The organism is Epilithonimonas xixisoli (assembly GCF_004365655.1).
Taxonomy (GTDB): domain Bacteria; phylum Bacteroidota; class Bacteroidia; order Flavobacteriales; family Weeksellaceae; genus Epilithonimonas; species Epilithonimonas xixisoli.
This window is the reverse complement of the sequence record NZ_SOEO01000001.1, coordinates 917,235-936,568: the sequence shown is the minus strand read 5'-3', so window position 1 is coordinate 936,568 and position 19,334 is coordinate 917,235. Positions and strand designations below refer to the sequence as shown.

Annotated in this window: 19 protein-coding genes; 9 read left to right on the top strand and 10 right to left on the bottom strand. The window is 35.4% G+C overall.

Annotated elements, in window-relative coordinates:
- Positions 1-42: 42 nt before the first annotated feature.
- The 3 genes from B0I22_RS04320 to B0I22_RS04310 all read right to left on the bottom strand — a co-directional run bounded on the left by B0I22_RS04320 (position 43) and on the right by B0I22_RS04310 (position 2,877).
- Positions 43-1,137, bottom strand: coding sequence for a peptidylprolyl isomerase (locus tag B0I22_RS04320; protein WP_133943425.1), 1,095 nt, complete (start codon positions 1,135-1,137; stop codon positions 43-45).
- An 18-nt stretch (positions 1,138-1,155) separates the two neighbouring features.
- The gene (locus B0I22_RS04315; protein ID WP_133943424.1) at positions 1,156-1,668 is read right to left on the bottom strand and encodes an FKBP-type peptidyl-prolyl cis-trans isomerase; all 513 of its coding nucleotides are present in this window, start codon (positions 1,666-1,668) and stop codon (positions 1,156-1,158) included.
- Positions 1,669-1,806: 138 nt separating this feature from the next.
- A complete protein-coding gene (locus tag B0I22_RS04310; protein ID WP_133943423.1) occupies positions 1,807-2,877 on the bottom strand; it encodes a branched-chain amino acid aminotransferase in 1,071 nt (356 codons plus the stop codon).
- A gap of 83 nt (positions 2,878-2,960) precedes the next feature.
- Between B0I22_RS04310 and mnmC2 the strand changes: the two genes are divergently transcribed.
- Together mnmC2 and B0I22_RS04300 are read left to right on the top strand one after the other, a co-directional pair.
- Positions 2,961-3,635: a tRNA (5-methylaminomethyl-2-thiouridine)(34)-methyltransferase MnmC2 gene (mnmC2, locus tag B0I22_RS04305; RefSeq protein WP_133943422.1), complete on the top strand. Its 675-nt coding sequence runs from the start codon at positions 2,961-2,963 to the stop codon at positions 3,633-3,635.
- A gap of 32 nt (positions 3,636-3,667) precedes the next feature.
- On the top strand, positions 3,668-4,084 hold the full coding sequence (locus B0I22_RS04300; RefSeq protein ID WP_133943421.1) for an NUDIX domain-containing protein: 417 nt from the start codon (positions 3,668-3,670) through the stop codon (positions 4,082-4,084).
- Between the two features lie 35 nt (positions 4,085-4,119).
- Here the strand turns inward: B0I22_RS04300 and B0I22_RS04295 are convergent, their stop codons facing one another.
- The 4 genes from B0I22_RS04295 to recQ are packed head-to-tail and all read right to left on the bottom strand — an operon-like array spanning position 4,120 to position 7,976.
- On the bottom strand, positions 4,120-5,190 hold the full coding sequence (locus tag B0I22_RS04295) for a glycosyltransferase (protein WP_133943420.1): 1,071 nt from the start codon (positions 5,188-5,190) through the stop codon (positions 4,120-4,122).
- Positions 5,191-5,193: 3 nt separating this feature from the next.
- Positions 5,194-5,523, bottom strand: a complete 330-nt coding sequence (locus B0I22_RS04290) for a hypothetical protein (RefSeq protein ID WP_133943419.1) — start codon at positions 5,521-5,523, stop codon at positions 5,194-5,196.
- Positions 5,508-5,747, bottom strand: coding sequence for a hypothetical protein (locus B0I22_RS04285; RefSeq protein ID WP_133943418.1), 240 nt, complete (start codon positions 5,745-5,747; stop codon positions 5,508-5,510). The genes B0I22_RS04290 and B0I22_RS04285 overlap by 16 nt, the downstream gene beginning before the upstream one ends.
- 18 nt (positions 5,748-5,765) lie before the next feature.
- Entirely contained in the window at positions 5,766-7,976 is a 2,211-nt protein-coding gene (gene recQ, locus B0I22_RS04280) for a DNA helicase RecQ (RefSeq protein ID WP_133943417.1), read from the bottom strand.
- A gap of 179 nt (positions 7,977-8,155) precedes the next feature.
- Here recQ and B0I22_RS04275 point away from each other — a divergent pair, with 179 nt between their 5' ends.
- Both B0I22_RS04275 and tatC read left to right on the top strand, forming a co-directional pair.
- Positions 8,156-9,115 (top strand): KpsF/GutQ family sugar-phosphate isomerase, encoded by a 960-nt coding sequence (locus B0I22_RS04275; protein WP_133943416.1) that lies wholly within the window; start codon positions 8,156-8,158, stop codon positions 9,113-9,115.
- Between the two features lie 71 nt (positions 9,116-9,186).
- Positions 9,187-10,014, top strand: coding sequence for a twin-arginine translocase subunit TatC (gene tatC / locus B0I22_RS04270; protein WP_133943415.1), 828 nt, complete (start codon positions 9,187-9,189; stop codon positions 10,012-10,014).
- Positions 10,015-10,101: 87 nt separating this feature from the next.
- Here tatC and B0I22_RS04265 read toward each other — a convergent pair whose 3' ends face one another.
- From B0I22_RS04265 to tpx, 3 genes are all read right to left on the bottom strand, one after another.
- Complete coding sequence (locus B0I22_RS04265) at positions 10,102-10,674, bottom strand: Crp/Fnr family transcriptional regulator (protein ID WP_133943414.1); 573 nt, start codon at positions 10,672-10,674, stop codon at positions 10,102-10,104.
- Between the two features lie 51 nt (positions 10,675-10,725).
- Positions 10,726-11,463: a hypothetical protein gene (locus tag B0I22_RS04260; protein WP_133943413.1), complete on the bottom strand. Its 738-nt coding sequence runs from the start codon at positions 11,461-11,463 to the stop codon at positions 10,726-10,728.
- Between the two features lie 65 nt (positions 11,464-11,528).
- A complete protein-coding gene (gene tpx, locus B0I22_RS04255; RefSeq protein ID WP_133943412.1) occupies positions 11,529-12,026 on the bottom strand; it encodes a thiol peroxidase in 498 nt (165 codons plus the stop codon).
- A 202-nt stretch (positions 12,027-12,228) separates the two neighbouring features.
- Between tpx and B0I22_RS04250 the strand changes: the two genes are divergently transcribed.
- The 5 genes from B0I22_RS04250 (at position 12,229) to B0I22_RS04230 (ending at position 19,306) form a co-directional block, all read left to right on the top strand.
- A complete protein-coding gene (locus B0I22_RS04250) occupies positions 12,229-14,448 on the top strand; it encodes an NADP-dependent isocitrate dehydrogenase (protein WP_133943411.1) in 2,220 nt (739 codons plus the stop codon).
- Between the two features lie 142 nt (positions 14,449-14,590).
- Complete coding sequence (locus B0I22_RS04245; protein WP_133943410.1) at positions 14,591-16,456, top strand: outer membrane protein assembly factor BamB family protein; 1,866 nt, start codon at positions 14,591-14,593, stop codon at positions 16,454-16,456.
- Between the two features lie 69 nt (positions 16,457-16,525).
- The gene (locus B0I22_RS04240) at positions 16,526-16,798 is read left to right on the top strand and encodes a hypothetical protein (RefSeq protein WP_133943409.1); all 273 of its coding nucleotides are present in this window, start codon (positions 16,526-16,528) and stop codon (positions 16,796-16,798) included.
- Between the two features lie 96 nt (positions 16,799-16,894).
- On the top strand, positions 16,895-17,545 hold the full coding sequence (locus tag B0I22_RS04235; RefSeq protein WP_133943408.1) for a response regulator: 651 nt from the start codon (positions 16,895-16,897) through the stop codon (positions 17,543-17,545).
- A gap of 9 nt (positions 17,546-17,554) precedes the next feature.
- The gene (locus B0I22_RS04230; RefSeq protein WP_133943407.1) at positions 17,555-19,306 is read left to right on the top strand and encodes a tetratricopeptide repeat-containing sensor histidine kinase; all 1,752 of its coding nucleotides are present in this window, start codon (positions 17,555-17,557) and stop codon (positions 19,304-19,306) included.
- Positions 19,307-19,334: the final 28 nt, after the last annotated feature.

Sequence of the window (19,334 nt, the reverse complement as noted above, 5' to 3'; positions counted from 1 at the left end):
AGCGAATTTAATTTTCGCTCCTTTTTTATCTATAATGTTTGATTAGTTAATCTTAACCAATTCTACATCAAAAACCAACCAAGAGTTTGGTGGAATCACACCTCCTGCGCCTCTTTCTCCGTAACCTAAAGCTGGCGGAATCAATAGAGTTGCAGTTTCACCTTCTTTCAATAGAAGAATCCCTTCGTCCCAACCTTTGATGACTTGTCCAACGCCGATTGGAATATCGATTGGCGCATTTCTTTTGAAAGAATTATCAAACTCTTCACCGTTGATCAATTTTCCAGCGTAATGCACGGCAACAGTTTGTCCCGGTGTTGGATTTACACCTGCAGTCGTTTTCGTGATTTTATAAAAAAGTCCAGAAGCAGTTGATTGCATTCCAGCTTTCATGTCATTAACCAATTTTTCCTGATTAGCAGCAAACTCAGCTAACTTTTTTGCTTTTTCCTCTTCAGCTTTAGCTAAATAAGCTTTATTTTTTTCTTCGATTTTAGATTTACCTTCTTCGAAGATTTTTGCAGCATCGTATTTTTTGTAAGCATCACCTTTGCTGAAAACGGCAACTTTTGTCAAAACAATATCAGTTTTCGGTTTGTCCTGAGCTCCTTTTTCTACGTTTGCAATAGAATCAATCACTGGCAAACCGCCAACAACTTTACCAAAAATAGTGTGTCTTCCGTCTAACCAAGGCGTTGCAACCTCAGTGATGAAGAATTGGGAACCGTTGGTATTTGGTCCAGAATTCGCCATAGATAAAATTCCTTTTCCAGTGTGTTGAAGGTCATTTTTCTCATCACCGAATTTGTATCCTGGATCTCCCATTCCAGTTCCTTGTGGATCTCCACCTTGAATCATAAAATCTTTGATCACTCTGTGGAAGATAGTTCCATCATAAAAAGGCTCTCCTTTTTTCTTGGATTTGTTCTCGATTTTTCCTTCTGCAAGACCTACAAAATTGGCAACCGTAACTGGAGATTTTTCATCTTCGAATTTTACCAAAATTTCACCTTTGCTTGTTACAAAATTTCCATAAAGTCCGTCTGGCAGACCTTTATAAACTTCTTTGTCTATTTCCAATGTTTTACAATTTAATAATGTTAATAATGTTATAGAAAGTGCTATAATTTTTTTCATTGTTTTATAATCGTTACTTTACAATACTTTTACCTTAATGATCAAAGGCATATCGTTGGTTATTTTTTTGCTGTCGCCATAGGTTCCATAGGCCAAAACCGAAGGAACAAGAATTTCTGCTTCTTCACCTTTTTTCAAATACCGGATCACATCTTCTACAGCATCCAATTCTTTGAAACGTCCAAATTGAACATTTTTATTTGCAATCGGAGTTTCGTAGAGTTTCACTCTATCAAAATCGTAAATGTGATATTGATAAGAAACAATCTCACCGTTATTTTTACGAGGTTGCTGATCCAGATTTTGAATATTCACCCAATAGTTCATTCCCATCGGGTAATATTTTACTTCCTGAAACTTGATCCAATCTTCAATCTGGGTTCTTTCCAAATTGTTCAGATCTTTGGTTCGGTTTTTAGAAGTTTCCATTTCACTTTCAGATAGATGCAGCTCGGCAGGCTGTTGTACAGGCGTTTGCTTTGCACAGGCTGCAGTCAAAACTAAAATGAATGTATAAAATAAGTTTTTCATCTTTCCGATTTGCTCTTCGATATGTATCAAAAAGCTTTTGCGAAATTAAGAATTTTAATAGACTTAATTGTTATCAAAAAACAAAAACCGGAAGCAATTTCCGGTTTTCATTCTCAATTTAATTATATTAATTTAAATCTATACGCTGTAAACTTGCTCTTCTACCAAAACTCTCCATCCGAAAGTGTCTTCCGCAAGATTGGTCTGGATATCCACAAGATCATTTTTCAGTAATGATGCATAGCTCTCGTCATCGGAAAGTGTTGGCAAAACCAAATGCTCTCCCTGATAGCCTAAAGCCTGAAAAACACTTGTCACAACCGCAGTTCCCACACCCCAAACTTCTTTCAAAGTTCCGTTTTTCTGAGCTTCTACAACATCAGAAACTTTTACATCTCCAATTACAACTTCAATTCCTCTTTTCTTGGCCAACTTGATAAAACTATCTCTGGTAACACCATCTAAGATTTTATCTGAAGTTTTCGGTGTATAAATGGTATCGTTGATTCTCACAAAAACATTCATCGTTCCACTTTCTTCAAAATACTCGTGAGAACAATCGTCTGTCCAGATGATTTGCTCGTAGCCTTCCTCTATTGCCAATTGAGTTGGGTAGAAAGATGCAGCGTAATTTCCTGCCGCTTTTGCAGCACCTACACCTCCACTTGCCGCTCTGGAATAGTGGTCTGCAATCTTAACAGATACCGGAGCCGTGTAATAATTTTTTGCTGGCGTTGCAACGATCGCAAACATATACTTTTCAGAAATTCTAGCTTTCAAAGCTTCTTCTGTAGCAAACAATAGTGGTCTTAAATAAAGAGACATTCCTTCTCCATGAGGAATCCAATCTCTATCAATATCCACCAAAGCTTTCAGTCCTTCCATAAATATCTCTTCCGAAATCTCAGGAATTGCTAATCTTTTTGCGGATTTGTTAATACGTTCAAAGTTCTTTTCCGGGCGAAAAAGGAAGATTTGATCATCCTTATCTTTGTAAGCCTTCATTCCTTCAAAACAAGCCTGTCCGTAATTGACCCCCATCATTGCAGGGGTAAAACCGATTGGACCATAAGGAACCAATTGCAGATCCCCCCATTTTCCATTCTCGTATTCACAAATAATCATATGATCTACGAATGTACTCCCAAATGCAAAATTTGTAGGATCAAACGTAGAAATTCTTGGATTTGTAGATTTTTGAATTATCATTTTTTAATTTTTTGTTGAGGTATTACAAATATATAATAATTTTTCAATAATCAAAATTTAGTTTAATTTTGTAAAAAAATACTTTGAAAAGAGAATTAATCAGTACCAGCGACGGAAGCAAAACACTATTAATCAACGGATTAGAAGAGACTTACCACTCCAAACATGGGGCATTACAAGAGGCGAACCATGTATTTATTAATAATGGACTTAATTTAATAAATAGTTATGAAATTAATATTTTAGAGTTAGGTTTTGGAACAGGTCTTAACGTTTTGGTAACATTTGATGCATATTTGCGAAATGATAAAAATCATAAAATTAATTATTTCGGGGTAGAAAAATATCCAATTTTTTTTCATGAAGCTTCAGAATTATCTTATTCAGAATTATTTTCGAAGGAAATAGTCAAAGATTTGTCATTAAAAATCCACGAAACGGAATGGGAAAAATCCGTCAGTTTAGATTCAGATTTTTCTCTTACAAAGTTGAAAAGTGATTTTTATAATATTAAGAATCTCGATTTGCCACCTATTGATTTGGTTTATTTTGACTGTTTCGGAGCGAGAGTACAGCCGGACCTTTGGGAGAAGGAATTGTTAGAAATCGTTGCAGACAAAATGAAACCTAGCGGATTACTTACCACATATTCTTCTAAAGGTAGTGTGCGAAGGCTTTTGATAGAATTAGGTTTTGAAGTTGAGAAAAAACAAGGTCCTCCAGGAAAAAGAGAAATGATAAACGCCTGGAAAAAATAATTTTCCTAAATTAGACATCACAAATCACTTTTATGATCGATAAAATTAACATTCGTGTTTATGCGCTTTGTATTAAGGACAACAAAATTCTTGCGCTGCACGAGGAATATGCAGGAGATTTTCTTACAAAATTGCCCGGTGGCGGTTTGGAATTCGGGGAAAGCATGATAGAATGTTTGAAAAGAGAATTCCAAGAAGAGTTGAATCTTGACATCAATGTTACAGAGCACTTCTACACACAAGACGATTTTCTGGTTTCCAGATTTCGGGACAATGAGCAACTGATTACCATCTATTATCTGGCAGAAATCCTAAATGAGCAGGACTTGTTAATTCTTGATCCTTGCATAGAAAGATCGGAATGGTTTGACCTCAATGGTGACAATCCGTTTCAACTCCCAATTGATAAAAGAGTTTTCGAATTAGCAAAAGAAAAATTCCTGAAGTAAGATTCAGGAATTTTATATTTATAGATATGAAGTTCTTAAATATTCCAAAGCAGATCTTCGTATTTTTTCAGGATTATTTCTTTAGAAAAACGAGATTTTATCGAGGCTTTAATATTTTCTTTGTCGTTGTTTCTATGAACTGCGTGCTTTATTTTTTCAGCAAAATCATCATAACTTTCAATATTTGAAATTTCACCATTCACTTGATCGACAATGATTTCATCTATTCCACCAGGACAGTTGTTCGCCAATGAATAGACGCCACACGTTCCTGCTTCCAAAAGAACATTGGGAAAACCCTCGTACCGCGAAGACAAAATGAAAAGATCTGCAAACTTGAGATATTGATACGGATTGCTCTTTTTCCCATGAAAAATGACGTGATCCAAACCAAGCATTTCCTTCATTTGCAAAAGCATCTCTTTATCTTTTCCGTCCCCTAAAATATGAAGCAGGATATTTTGATTTTTTAGTCTCGTAAAAACTTTCAGCAAGTTATCAAAACCTTTTCTAGCCGAAAGATTTCCGATGGCTACAACGTTTTTGTGCTGATGAGAAAATTCTGCTGGACGTTCGGATTCAGCTAATTTTTCTTCTATATAATTGATATCTACAGGATTATTAATCTTAATTAATTTGTTATTTTTGATGTCAAAATTCTTTATCAAATCAATTTCCATATCATTACTTTGCGCAATGATTCTGCTGTAATTATTATAGAATTTATAGAAAAATCGGATTTCTTTTCTTGTAACGTGTTGCGACACCACATTGGTTTCTCTTGCAATGAATTTTGTATTGGGAAAAAGTTTGATAAAGAGTGACAAGTAAGCATTCACTTCTCCGAAACCAGAAAACACAATATCCGGTTTTCTGCGTTTGATTTCCAATAGAATCGGTTTGAGAGAATGCCGAATTCTTGGCGTTTGGATGTCGATAATTTCGACATCAGACTTCAACAACTCCAGATAACCGCCTTCTTTCCTTAGCAAAAGAATAGCTGGAGAAAATTTGTCTCTCGGCAGGTGATTTGCAATGGTGGTCACAATGCGCTCTGCGCCGCCAGTTTCCAAGTCTGGTAATATGAAAATAATGGATTTTTTCATTTGTTATAATAATTCTGGAAAATCGGTTGAATGATTATTCAGAATATGATTGATTAGAAAACGATTGTCTTTTCTATCGAAGAAGATATACCAAGTTGTGTTTTCGTTGGCTTTGTATTTTATGTAATGTTTTCCGAATTTTTGGAATTTTTCAGGTGAATATTTTGAGATAGGTTTGTCAATATTATCATCAATAAAATCATAAATCCTATCTGTATATCGATGAGCATTTTCCAAAAATCCAAAATAGCCAATTTTATATAAAATTCTAGCTAATTCATCAACATAATCTCTAAAATTTGATGAGTAAATAACCTCTATTTCCCCCACCATTCATTGATTCTACGTTTCGTTTCTGCTCTAGATTGCTCAGAAGTCAAACCTTTTGCCCATCTTTCTTCAAAATCATCGGCTACAATGTATTCTGACTTTGACTCCTTAACCAAACTTTCAAAATCATTTTTGATTTTCAAAATCTCCAAAATCGTTTCTTCATCTTGCAATTCAGAAATCCATTGCAGAAGTTCTTTTTTTTCATTAATAAAATCAGAATTCATTTCATTTTGATTTTAAAATTAATTCGCCACGTCACTTATAAACTTAATTCTTAAGATCCTAACTTCTTCATCCGTCAAATCATCACCATATTCCGCAAGCAAAGTTTTCATACTGTCGCTTTCAGAATTTTTCATAAAATCCATAAATTCTTCTACAATATCTTCATCAAAATTCTCATTGATGTAATAATCGATATTGAGTTTTGTTCCTTGATAAATGATACTTTCCATCTCAGACAAAAGCTCTGTCATACTCAGATTCTTAGCTTTTGCAATATCTTCAAGATCAATTTTTTTATCGGTATTTTGAATGATAAAAACCTTGTGACTGGATTTATTAGCCACTTGTTTCATTACCAAATCCTGCGTTCTTTCTATCTCATTTTCATCCACATATTTCTTGATAAAATCCGCAAACTCCTTCCCATATTTTCGTGCTTTTCCTTCGCCAACACCATAGATTTTAGCAACTTCCTCTACTGTAATGGGATATTGAACGGTCATATCTTCCAAACTTGGGTCCATAAAAACCGTGTAAGGCGGAATCCCATATTTCTTTGCAACTGTCTTGCGCAAATCTTTCAATTGTCCAAATAACAATTGATCCAATCCGCCCCCAGCTTGGGTTTGAATCTGCTCATTATCCGCTTTCGCTTTGGACTGCACGAGATCGTACTCCCTGTCTTCTGCAATGAGAAAAGACTGTTCGGTTTTTCCACTGATGAATTCTTTTCCTTTTTCAGAAATTTTCAAAACACCATAGGTTTCAATATCTTTTCGAAGGAAATCCTGAACGGTGGCTTGTCTTATGATAGACTTCCAATAATTATCACTTTCGGATTTTCCAAATCCAAAAAATCCTGTCTGTTCTAATTTATATGATTTTGTAACAGCAGACTCTTTACCAGAAATAATAGAAATCAAATCTTTTGTCCGGAATTTCTCCCCTAAAGATTTTATCATTTCCAGAACTTTTTTCAAATCTTGCGCCGCATCTTTTAACTTAGGTGGATTTTGAGAATTGTCGCACATCAGCGCACCTTCGCCAGTCACAGGGTCAAATCGCTCGCCAAAATAATAAAGCAAATACTGTCTTCTGCTCATAGATGTCTCTGCGTAACCTACAACTTCATTCAATAACTGCAGTCCAATTTCACGTTCGGAAACAGGTTTTTGTGCCAGAAATTTCTCTAATTTCTCAATATCTTTGGGATCATAGAAAGCCAGACAATGGCCTTCTCCGCCATCTCTTCCCGCACGACCAGTTTCCTGATAGTAGCTTTCCAAAGATTTTGGAATATCATAATGGATTACAAATCTAACATCCGGCTTATCGATTCCCATTCCAAAAGCGATAGTTGCTACGATGACATCAGCCTCTTCCATTAGGAATTTGTCTTGGTTTGCAACCCTCAGTTTTTGGTCAAGTCCTGCGTGATATGGCAAAGCATTGATTCCGTTCACTTGTAAAAGTTGGGCAAACTCCTCCACTTTTCTCCTACTCAAACAATAGACGATTCCAGATTTTCCTTTGTGTTGATTGATAAATCTTACAATTTCTTTGTCCACATTCACTTTCGGACGAATCTCGTAATACAGATTAGCTCTGTTGAAACTTTCCTTGAAAACCAAAGCATTGTTCATCCCTAAAGTTTTTTGGATATCGTCCTGCACTTTTGGGGTCGCAGTTGCCGTCAAAGCAATAACGGGAACATCTGCAATTTTATCAATTATACCTTTCAGATTTCTATATTCCGGTCGGAAATCGTGTCCCCATTCTGAGATACAATGCGCTTCATCTATTGCGACGAAGGAAATCTTAACCGCTTTCAAAAACTCCACATACTCTTCCTTGATGAGAGATTCTGGCGCAACATAAAGCAATTTGGTTTTACCAGCTGTGATGTCATCCATCACTTGTTTCGTTTGGGTTTTATTTAACGAAGAGTTAAGGACGTGCGCTACACCTTCGTCAGAAGAAAGTCCGTTTACGGCATCCACTTGATTTTTCATCAAAGCGATCAGAGGTGAAACCACGATGGCAGTTCCTTCAGAAATCAATGCTGGCAACTGATAGCAAAGTGATTTCCCGCCGCCAGTTGGCATCAAAACAAATATATCTTTGCCACTTAAAAGTTCATTTATAATTAGCTCTTGCTGCCCTTTGAATTTAGAAAATCCAAAATATTTTTTGAGTTCAGCAGATAAGTTGATGTCTTTTGTGTCCATCCTTTAATATAGTTTGCTAAATTTGCATTTTGTCGAAGGTATTACATTAATAGTAAAAATCCTTAAGTTTATGGGATAAAAAAATGAAGCCTAAAAACTTCATTAATTCTGTTTAAAAATGTTACCGTGAAGATACAAAATAAATATTATTAAAAAAAATAATTAAACATTATAAAATTTTGAATCCTAAAGAAATTCTGTTTAATGCGCACCAGGCGCTGGATATTGAAATTGGGGAACTTACCAGCCTTCGAAACCGCCTGAATGAAAGCTTTGTAAAAAGTGTTCTCGCCATCAATGAGTCCAAAGGAAAACTAATTGTCGTGGGCATTGGAAAATCCGCACACGTTGCCAATAAGATTGTAGCCACACTCAATTCTACCGGCACACCTTCGCAATTTTTACACGCTGCAGAAGCCATCCACGGCGACCTTGGCGTGATCCAAAAACAAGATATTGTACTGTGCATTTCGTACTCGGGAAACTCTGCAGAGATTGTGAATCTTTTGCCTTTTCTGAAAGAATATTCTACCGCTTTGATTGGGATGACGGGAAATCCTGACAGCAAATTGGGGAAAATGTCGGACATCATTCTCAATACACACGTAGAAAAAGAAGCTTGCCCAAACAAATTGGCACCAACAAGTTCAACGACGGTGCAAATGGCTCTTGGTGATGCGCTTGCGGTTTGCCTGATGGAGTTAAAAGGCTTTAAAGATGTGGATTTTGCAAAGTTCCATCCAGGTGGAAGTTTAGGAAAAAATCTGACGGCGAAAGTGGAGCAATTTGTTTCTAATAACAAACCGGAAGTTGGACTTGAAACTTCAATCCGAGACGTCATCATTTCTGTCAGCGGATCCAAACACGGAATCACTGTTGTTGTAGAAAACGGAAAGATCATCGGCGTCATCACAGATGGTGACATCCGAAGAATGCTCTTGAATCAAGACGATATTTCGAAAGTGAAAGCTTCTGACATCATTAGCAAAAACCCAAAAACAATCGATAAAAATAAGCTTGCAAAAGAAGCGATGCAGATTTTAAAAGAATACAATATCGGACAATTGGTAGTGACAAATGATGATCAATATTTTGGTATTATTGATATTCATAAATTGCTGGATGAAGGCATTAATTAAAGAAACAAGAAAAAAAGTAAAAGATTAAGTCGAAAATCATTTATCAATCATAATTTATCATTTATAAAATAATGAGTGAAGAAAAGGAAATGTCCTTTCTAGGGCATATTGGAGAACTAAGATCGCATTTGGTAAGATCTATTCTGGCAATTGTGGTATTTGCAATCATTGTCGGATTCAATATCAATTGGGTGATGGATCATATTTTTTTCGGTCCTACGAGGAGTGATTTTTTCACGTTCAAAGTGGTGAATCATTTTTCCAGAGAGTTGACTGGAGCGGACAGTTTTATTTTGCCGGCGCAATTCAGCGTTCAGCAGAAACAATTGTTTCAGCAGTTCAATGTGATGATGGCGGTTTCCATTTTCTCGGGATTGGTTTTGGCGTTTCCTTATTTGGTTTGGGAAATTTGGCGATTCATCAGCCCAGCATTGATGCCACAGGAAAGAAAGAATTCTATTTTTTACATCAATTCTGTTTGGATTTTGTTTATGTGTGGCGTTTTGACAGGTTATTTTTTGATTCTGCCTTTCGCAATCAACTTCGGATTACTTTTCAAAGTTTCGGACAATATTGTTCAATTGTTTGATTTATCGGATTACACCACTCTATTTCTGCAAGTTACGATAGGAATGGGCGTTGTTTTCCTTTTTCCGATAGCGGTTTACATTTTGACTTCCATCGGAATCCTGACACCAAAATTCCTTAAAACTTACCGACGCCACGCGATTGTTTTGATAATGGTGGTTGCGGCAATCATCACACCTGCCGATGTTCTAAGTATGATGGCGGCGGCACTTCCGTTGGTTTTGCTTTATGAAATCAGTATCATAATGTCGAATGTCATTTTTAAGAAAATGCAAAAGAAAAATCTAAGTAAAGATCTTACAAAATTGTAAATCACAACGAATATGATAAAAGAAAAGTCAGCAGTTTTTACATTGCTGACTTTTTTATTTTCTAAATTAAAAGAGAAAATTGGTGATTTATCCCTTAATAATTTCTTTTCTTATCCTACTTAGCGAAGTGTCTGTAATCCCAAGAAAGGAAGCAATATTTTTGAGTGGAGCAAATTTTAGAACTTCTGGTTTTGCTTTAATTAAATCCAGATAACGTTCTGTTGCAGATTTGGTTATCACTTCCACAGATTTCTGTTTTAAATAAAACAGCTGGTAAGACATCCACGCTCTTCCCCATTCTGCAAGCGCAGGAATTGTCAAAAATAAATTCTGAAAATCATCATAATCAATCTTCCAAGCCACGCAATCGGTTTCTGCCTGAATGTTTTCCATCGATGGAATTCTTTGAAAAATCGAGGACGCTTCTATCACAATGTCGGATTCTGTAAAAAAATTGATTGTGATGTCATTATTATTAACATCAAAAACGAAAGAACGCGCAACACCGCTTTCCAAAACGAAATACTCATTGGAAACTTCATTTTCTTTCAAGAAGAATTCACCTTTTTTGAAAAACATTTTCTCGTGCTTTTCAAATATCAATTTCAAATCTTCCTCTGAAAATGCGGGATGCTGATAGATATTTTTTAATATGTCCATAAATAAAAACCGAAAATGTAAAGTAATAAATTTCTGTTGATGAATAATTATTTATTTTCTTTTGAAAACAAGATTGCAATTTTCATCCGAAGATACATTAGAGTTCTCAATAATTGAATCAATATTTATTTTAGAATAAAATTTATTAATATCGATTTTTGTTATTGGTAAATTGATTTCATCAATTATTTGGTGTTTTTTGCTTAGAGAATCTAAGTATTGCTTAGGAAATTTAAAGATTGGATTTTTAAATCTAATCTTTGTTGAAAGAAAATATTCATCGTCTGGAAAATGATTTTTTTCATATTCAAAATAATTAAACATTTTAAATCCAATAATTCTTTTTTTATTTTTCGGAATAACTACTACGGAATTTATTTTAAATAGGAAATTAACCGCATCATCGTGACTCAAATTATATTTATTCTGAATATATTTTATCTTGGTTTCAGAAATTTTCATGCAATCATTATAATTACTCGTATTAATTTGAGAATAAGGAGCATAAAAATCATCGATAATCTGCAATTTCTTAGAGGAAATTTTATATTCACTCTTTCTTAAATTCAAGAATAAGATCAAGTTTTTATTTGTTTTATTTTCAATTTCGACAAAACAAGAATCCCAAGAGTTTCTTATTTCAATGTATTTAGTATTTATTTGAGAATTTCCTTTTACACTTATAATCAGAAGAAATACAATAGCAACATTTTTAAAATTATTGAAAATCACTCTCAATTTGTTTTCTGAGAGGGAAGGATGTTGATAGATATTTTTTAATATGTCCATAAATTAAAAACCGAAAATCTAAATTAATAGATTTTCGGTTATGACGAATGATTTATTTTTTGAAATTATTTCAAAGCATTCACAGCTTCTGCATAATTTGGTTCTTGTCCAATTTCCGGAACTTGTTCTGCGTAAATTACAGTTCCTGATTCATCCAAAACTACAACCGCTCTACTTAACAAACCTCTCAATGGAGAATCGTCCAAAGTAACGCCATAATCTTCTCCGAAATTCCCTCTGAAATCTGACAAAACTTCTACATTGTCAAGACCTTCCGCGGCACAAAATCTGCTCAATGCGAAAGGCAAATCTCTAGAAACGTTGATAACAACTGTATTTTCCAAAGAACTAGCTTCTTTGTTGAATTCTCTTGCAGACGCCGCGCAAACTCCCGTATCGATGCTTGGGAAGATGTTTAACAAAACTCTTTTCCCTGTGTAATCAGCCAAATGTTTTTCTGATAAATCTGCTCCAACTAATGTAAATTCTTGAGCGATAGTTCCAACTTCTGGCAAAGTTCCAACTGTATTGATAGGACTTCCTTTGAATGTAATTTGTGACATTGTTTATAATTTATTTGCATCAAAGTTAATGGTTGATTTTCTAATTCTACAATAATTAATTCTACTTTAATAAAATTTAACTTTTAATATCAATAATCCAATATTAAATCTTGATTGAAATAAAAATCATATTTGCACACTTTTAAAATCATTATAAAATACCTATTTTTGTGATTCAAAACGAAATAAAATCAACTCAATAATGTCAGAAAAATCAAAAATTATCTACACGCTTACGGATGAAGCACCAATGTTGGCAACACATTCTTTTTTGCCTATCGTTCAGGCTTTCACTTCTGTTGCAGACGTTAACATCGTTCCAAAAGACATTTCACTTTCAGGTAGAATCTTGGCAAACTTTCCGGAGTTTTTGAAAGATGACCAAAAAATTGGAGATGCTTTATCGGAGCTTGGAGAATTGGCTACAACTCCGGAAGCAAACATTATTAAATTACCAAATATCTCTGCATCTGCACCTCAATTGGAAGAAGCCATCGCAGAATTACAATCCAAAGGTTTCGCAGTTCCAAACTATCCTGCTGAACCAAAAACGGAAGAAGAAAAAGCGATTAAAGCTAAATATGCTAAAGTTCTAGGTTCTGCAGTGAATCCTGTTCTTAGAGAAGGAAATTCTGACAGACGTGCGCCAAAAGCGGTTAAAAATTATGCAAAAGCAAATCCTCACAAAATGGGCGCTTGGGCTTCTGACAGCAAAACGGATGTTGCGAATATGGAACAAGGCGATTTCTACGGAACAGAAACTTCTACAACTGTGGAATCTGATTCTAAATTCAAAATCGTTTTCTTTGGAAATGATGGTTCTGAAAAAGTGTTGAAAGATTTTGCAAACCTAAAAGCTGGCGAAGTAATCGATTCTTCTGTGATGAATCTTAATTCGTTGAAAGCTTTCGTTCAAACAGCAATTGATGAAGCGAAACAAAGAGGCGTAATCCTTTCTGCTCACTTGAAAGCAACGATGATGAAAATCTCTGACCCAATTATCTTCGGAGCAATTGTTGAGACTTTCTTTAAAGATGTTTTTGCTAAATATGCTGAAACTTTCAAATCCTTAGATATCAATCCAAACAATGGATTGCAGAATCTTTACGATAAAATTGCTGGAATTCCACAAGAAGCAGAAATCAAAGCTGACATCGACAAAGTTCTTTCTGAAGGTCCAAAAGTAGCAATGGTAAATTCTGACAAAGGAATTACCAATTTCCACGTTCCATCTGACATCATCGTTGATGCTTCTATGGCAGCATTGATTAGAAATGGCGGAAAAATGTGGGACAAAGTTGGTGCAGAAGATGATACAGTTGCTATCATTCCAGACCGTTCTTACGCAGGTTTCTACCAAGCAGCAATCGATGATATGAAGAAAAACGGAGCGCTTGACCCAAAAACAATGGGTTCTGTTCCGAATGTTGGATTAATGGCTCAAAAAGCTGAAGAATACGGTTCTCACGATAAAACTTTCCAAGCTGATGCTGATGGAACAATCAAAGTTCTTGACGAAAATGGAAATACTTTGCTTGAGCAAAAAGTTGAGAAATCTGATATTTTCAGAATGTGTCAGACCAAAGATGCACCAATCCAGGATTGGGTAAAATTGGCTGTCAACAGAGCGAGATTATCTGATACACCAGCAATTTTCTGGTTGGACAAAGCAAGAGCGCACGACAGAGAAATGATCAAAAAAGTTGAAAAATATTTAGCTGATCACGACACAACTGGATTGGATATCAAGATCCTAGACGTAAAAGATGCAATGACCGAAACTTTGGAAAGAGCGAGAGAAGGCAAAGACACCATTTCTGTTTCTGGAAACGTTTTGAGAGATTATTTGACCGACCTTTTCCCTATTTTGGAATTAGGAACTTCTGCGAAAATGTTGTCTATCGTTCCATTGATGAACGGTGGCGGATTGTTCGAAACGGGAGCTGGAGGTTCTGCTCCGAAACATATCGAGCAATTCATCGAAGAAGGTTATTTGAGATGGGATTCTCTTGGAGAGTTCTTGGCTTTGCAGGCTTCTTTGGAACATTTGGCTCAAACTCAACACAATACAAAAGCTCAGATTTTAGCTGATGCTTTAGACGAGGCTAATGCAAAATTCTTGGCAGAAGATAAATCTCCAGGAAGAAAATTAGGAACTATTGACAACAGAGGTTCGCATTTCTATTTGGCAACTTATTGGGCGGAAGCTTTGGCAAATCAAACTAAAGATGCAGACATCGCTTCCAAATTTGCGCCTGTTGCAAAAGCGTTGACTGAAAACGAAAGCAAAATCAATGAAGAATTGATTGGTTCTCAAGGTCAGCCAAAAGAAATCGATGGTTATTACAGACCGGATTTCGAGAAAACAGACAAAGCAATGAGACCTTCTGAAACTTTGAATCAGATTTTGAACGCAATTTAGTTTTAATTGAGATTAAACTTATATAATGAAAGCATCACAGATCGTGGTGCTTTTTTCATTTAAAATACGTCAAATGCCGTATTGTTTGAGCTTCATTAATAATGGAATTTTGGGACAACAATAAATCCTAAACTTCATCATTATGAAAACTCAAATTTTTAAAACAGTCGCCGTCTCAGCTTTGCTTGGAAGTCATATTTTTATGTTTGGACAAAAAGCACCAGATTCAGAATTCAAAATGGATGGCAACATTCAGTTTATGAAACTGACGGATGCCGGCGTACTTCTAGTTGCCAACGGAGACGGTTTTGCAGGCATTAAACCAGAAAGCAATCAGCTTCATTTCAATTTTCAAGATTATGGAAAAGTGAAACAAGAGGAAGTAGAATTTGTCCCGAATTCTCCTTATGTCATCATTGCTCAAGGCGGAATTTTCAGTTCAAAGAAAAGTGTCATTGATATTGTTTCTGGCAAAAAACTATTCGCTACAGAAGAAAATGGCTGGAAAATGCTGACGCAATTCAATCTGATGCTTCCTCAAAATAAATTAATCATTGCAGGACAAAGAAGTTCGAAGGAAAAATTTGCAATGGCAGTCGGAATCTATGATCTCGCAACGGGGAAAGAAGAAAAAATATTTAACCTTCAAGATCCTGGAAAAGTTTCTATGAGCATCACGACCGTCACGGGAAAACCTCTCATTACCGGAAACAAACTATTGATACCTACAAGCAAAGCGACGATTTGTCTGGATCTTAACACAGGAAATCAGCTATGGGAAGCCAAAGTAGATGATATTAGCTGGTTGACAGCAGACAAAACAGGAAAAGAAATCTACGCCATCGAGCAAAAACCAAACGGAAACTCCAATATTTTCAAACTGAGCGACAGCGGACAAGTTCTCTGGAAAGAACCACATTCTGTGAAAGGAAAAATCTCCAATTTCCAAATTCTCCCCAACGGATTAGCTGTCGTGAGTGATGTGGACAACAGTGGAAAATCTGGTTTGATGAAATTAGCTTCCGCCGCTTCCGAATCCAGAATTGCTTTTCTAAGCTCCAGCACGGGCGAAGATCTTTGGGAAAAAGCACCAAAAACGAAAGGTTACGTTCAGCATTTTTATGTGATGGATGATGGAATACTTTTCGGAATCCAAGAAGGTGGCATCAACAAAATTTCCTTTGATGGACAAACGCTTTTCAGAAAACCTTTGAAAACTGGAGAAAACATCCACACAATGGCTCTGGTTCCAAAAGGAATGATCTACATCACAGACGAGGATGCTAATATTATTGACTTGAAAACAGGTGAATCTATCTACGGAAAAGCCATTAACTATAAAAAGGCAAAGGCCGTTTGCAGTACTTATGACAAAATGGGAAAACGATATTTGATAAGCACAGGCGAAGAAATCAAATCTATCGATGAAAACTCTGGTGATATTTCTTCTTTCGCTTCCTATAAATTTGATGAAAAAGAAGCACCGACAAACATCAGAGCCAAAGACAATGGGATTTTCATCGGATCTTCTCAGAATATGATGCATTTTGCTCACGATGGATCTACAAAATATCAACAATATTTCCGCTCTCCAGGGAAAAGTACAGCCGGAATGATTTTGCACGGCGTTTTGGCGGTTGCTTCTACAGCGGTTTCTGCAAGCGCATCTTATCAAGCGGGAATGAACCGAAACTCGATTGGGCAATACACCTCGGAAGGCGAAAGATACAAAGCAATGGGCGATGCGTTTGCCGGTGTTGCGTCTGCTTCTTTTGCAGAAATGGCAAGACGTTTCAAAGCGACTTCTGCCACAGAAAACTATCAGTTTATTTTGACCAAATTGGATAGTGGCGCAGGCTTGGCAAAAGTGAATAAAAATACGGGCGAGAAGGAAGAAGAGATTTTATTAAAAGATAAAAAACCAACTTACGAAGTGGACGAATTCTCTGGAACGCTCTATTATCAAGCTAATAACAACACAATCTACAAGTATAATCTTATGAAGTAGGTTTATTGTGACCCCTCGCTTTTACTCAAATAAAAAGAGGGGTTTTTGTTTAATTTTAAAATCAGACTATTGGATTTTTTTTATATCGGAATTATCGTTTTGCTCAGTTTTATCATTTCAATTTTGATAAGAAAAATCTATGCTATCAAAAAAAATCATCAGAGAAAATTGACTGAACTTTATCAAAAATTGGCGTTGCTAAACTCTGTGACAAAGCAGGATGAACTGAAATTACAATTAAACCAAGACTTCTCTACAAAAATCGAAAATGCAAAACTGCGTTTGAATGAGGATATTTTTGATTTGCAGATGGATGTTTTTAGAAAAATTTCGGAAAATTAATTTTAATAGAAAAATATTTTTAATTTTATTAAAAACTTAATAGGATGAAAAACAAATATTCTGTTATCTCTGTTGATTTTAATTAAATTTATAATTATGATTACAAAGATTGCAATCACTGAGGATAATTTTTTCCTGGCAAAAGCTGTTCAGGAAAAATTGTCTTTGTACGAAGATTTCAAAATCAAATTTTTTGCAGACAATGGGAAAGACCTGATCAAAAAACTGGAAAAAGATGCGAACGTAGATTTGATTTTGATGGATATAGAAATGCCTGTGATGAACGGAATCTTGGCGACGGAATTTGTAAAACACCGCTATCCGCAAATCAAGATTTTGATTCTGACTGTTTTTGACAATGATGAAAATATCTTCAACGCCATAAAAGCTGGTGCTGATGGTTATCTTCTGAAAGAAACTTCGCCACAGGAACTTCAAAAATCGATAATGGAAGTCTTGGAAGGTGGCGCGGCGATGAGTCCTTCTATCGCTTTCAAAACTTTGAAATTACTTAGAAATCCTCAAGAATTTGAAAATAAAAAATGCGAGGAGGATATCAAACTTTCACCCAGAGAAATAGAAGTTTTGGAACAACTGAGCCGAGGCTTGAATTATAACATTATCGCTCAAAACCTCTTCCTATCTCCCAGCACCATTAGAAAACATATCGAGAATATCTATAAAAAACTTCAAGTTCATAACAAACTGGAGGCGATTGAGAAAGCTAAAAGCAGTAGAATCATTTAAACATTGCCGATGATAAAACTTCTACTCTTTTTCTCGACATTTACTTTCATTAATGTGTTTTCGCAATCGAAAAAGCAGATTGATTCTATCAGCAATTTGCCGATGACTTACATCCAAACCAATCTGAAAACAGTGATTCCACAACTCAGAAAAAATGCGCTCGATGCAAAAAAGTCCAGAAATTTAAAGGCTGAAGCAAAAACCTACGCATCACTTTCACTGGCATTTTATTACAATGGCGATTATGACGAAAACATCAAATACTCATTAAAATCCATAGAAATATTTGAGAAATTGAATGATCTGGAAAATGTATCATCTGTTTATGGAGAAATGGGATTTCGGCTGAAAGCCACCAATATCCGAGATGCGGAGAAATATATGATGAAAGGTTTGAAAATTGCTGAAAAAGCAAATTTCACCAAGCCTCTTCTCAGTATTTATAATAATTATGGTGTCATCAAAAACAATCTGAATCAAAAAGATAGCGCTCTTATCTATTTCCATAAAGGTTTGGAAATCAAAACTAAATCTAATGACAGCGTTGGAATCCCTTACAGTTTGAACAACATTGGTGAGGCTTATCTTCAACAGAAAAAATTTGACTTAGCAAAGCAATATTTTGATAAAGCTATGGCTCAAAGAGTGGCATTGAAGGACGATTATGGAATTGCGGACAATTTTGCTTACAACGGTGATTTGTTTTTAGCAATGAAAAACTATCCGCTCGCCATTCAGAATTTTGAAAAATCGGTGAAACTTGCCGAGAAATATAAAATTACAAATCTCCTGCGACACGATTATGGAATGCTTAGCCAAGCTTATGAACTCAACCAAAATCTACCAAAAGCTTTAGAATATTTCAAGAAAAGTCAAGCTTTAAAAGACCAAATTATCAACAAGGAAACTTATGATAAAATGGCGGAACTTCAGATGAAATTTGATACGGTTCAAAAAGAAAAGGAAATTTTGAAGCAGAAAAATCAGGAGAAAAAAAGATTGAATACGATTAAAATTCTGTCCATACTTTTCGTTTCATTAATCATCATTTCATTTTTGATTTACAGAACTTTATTTCTCAAAAACAAACAACAAAAACAAGAATACGAACTTACAACAGCCATTTCTAAAATCGAAACCCAGAACAAATTGCAGGAACAAAGATTGTCTATTTCACGGGATTTGCACGATAATATTGGAGCGCAACTCACGTTCATCATCTCGTCTGTGGAAACTTTGAAACAAGCTTTTAATATCAAAGACGAGAAAATAAATTCCAAATTATCCTCTATCTCGACCTTTACAAAAGACACAATCACAGAACTGCGCGACACGATTTGGGCGATGAATCACTCAGAAATCGACTTCAATGAAATCCGAAGCAGAATCCTGAATTTTGTCGAAAAAGCGCAAAAGTCTAATGACTTTATTAACATTATTTTCGAAAGAGAAAATGCTCTGGATTCGTTGAAATTCACATCTGTGGAAGGGATGAATATCTACCGAATCACGCAGGAAGCGGTGAACAATGCAATGAAATATTCCGAAGCGAAAAACATCAATCTGACAGCAAAAACAATTGATAATCAAATCGAAATCAAAATAACAGACGATGGAAAAGGTTTTGATACAGAAGAAATTGAACTTGGAAACGGCATCCGAAATATGCAAAAAAGAGCTTCCGAACTGAATGCTGATTTTGAAATAAACTCTGAAAAAGGTAATGGAACTCAGATAATTTTACGCATTCCTAAAGTTTAAATTTTGACGATTATTATTCAGAATTTAG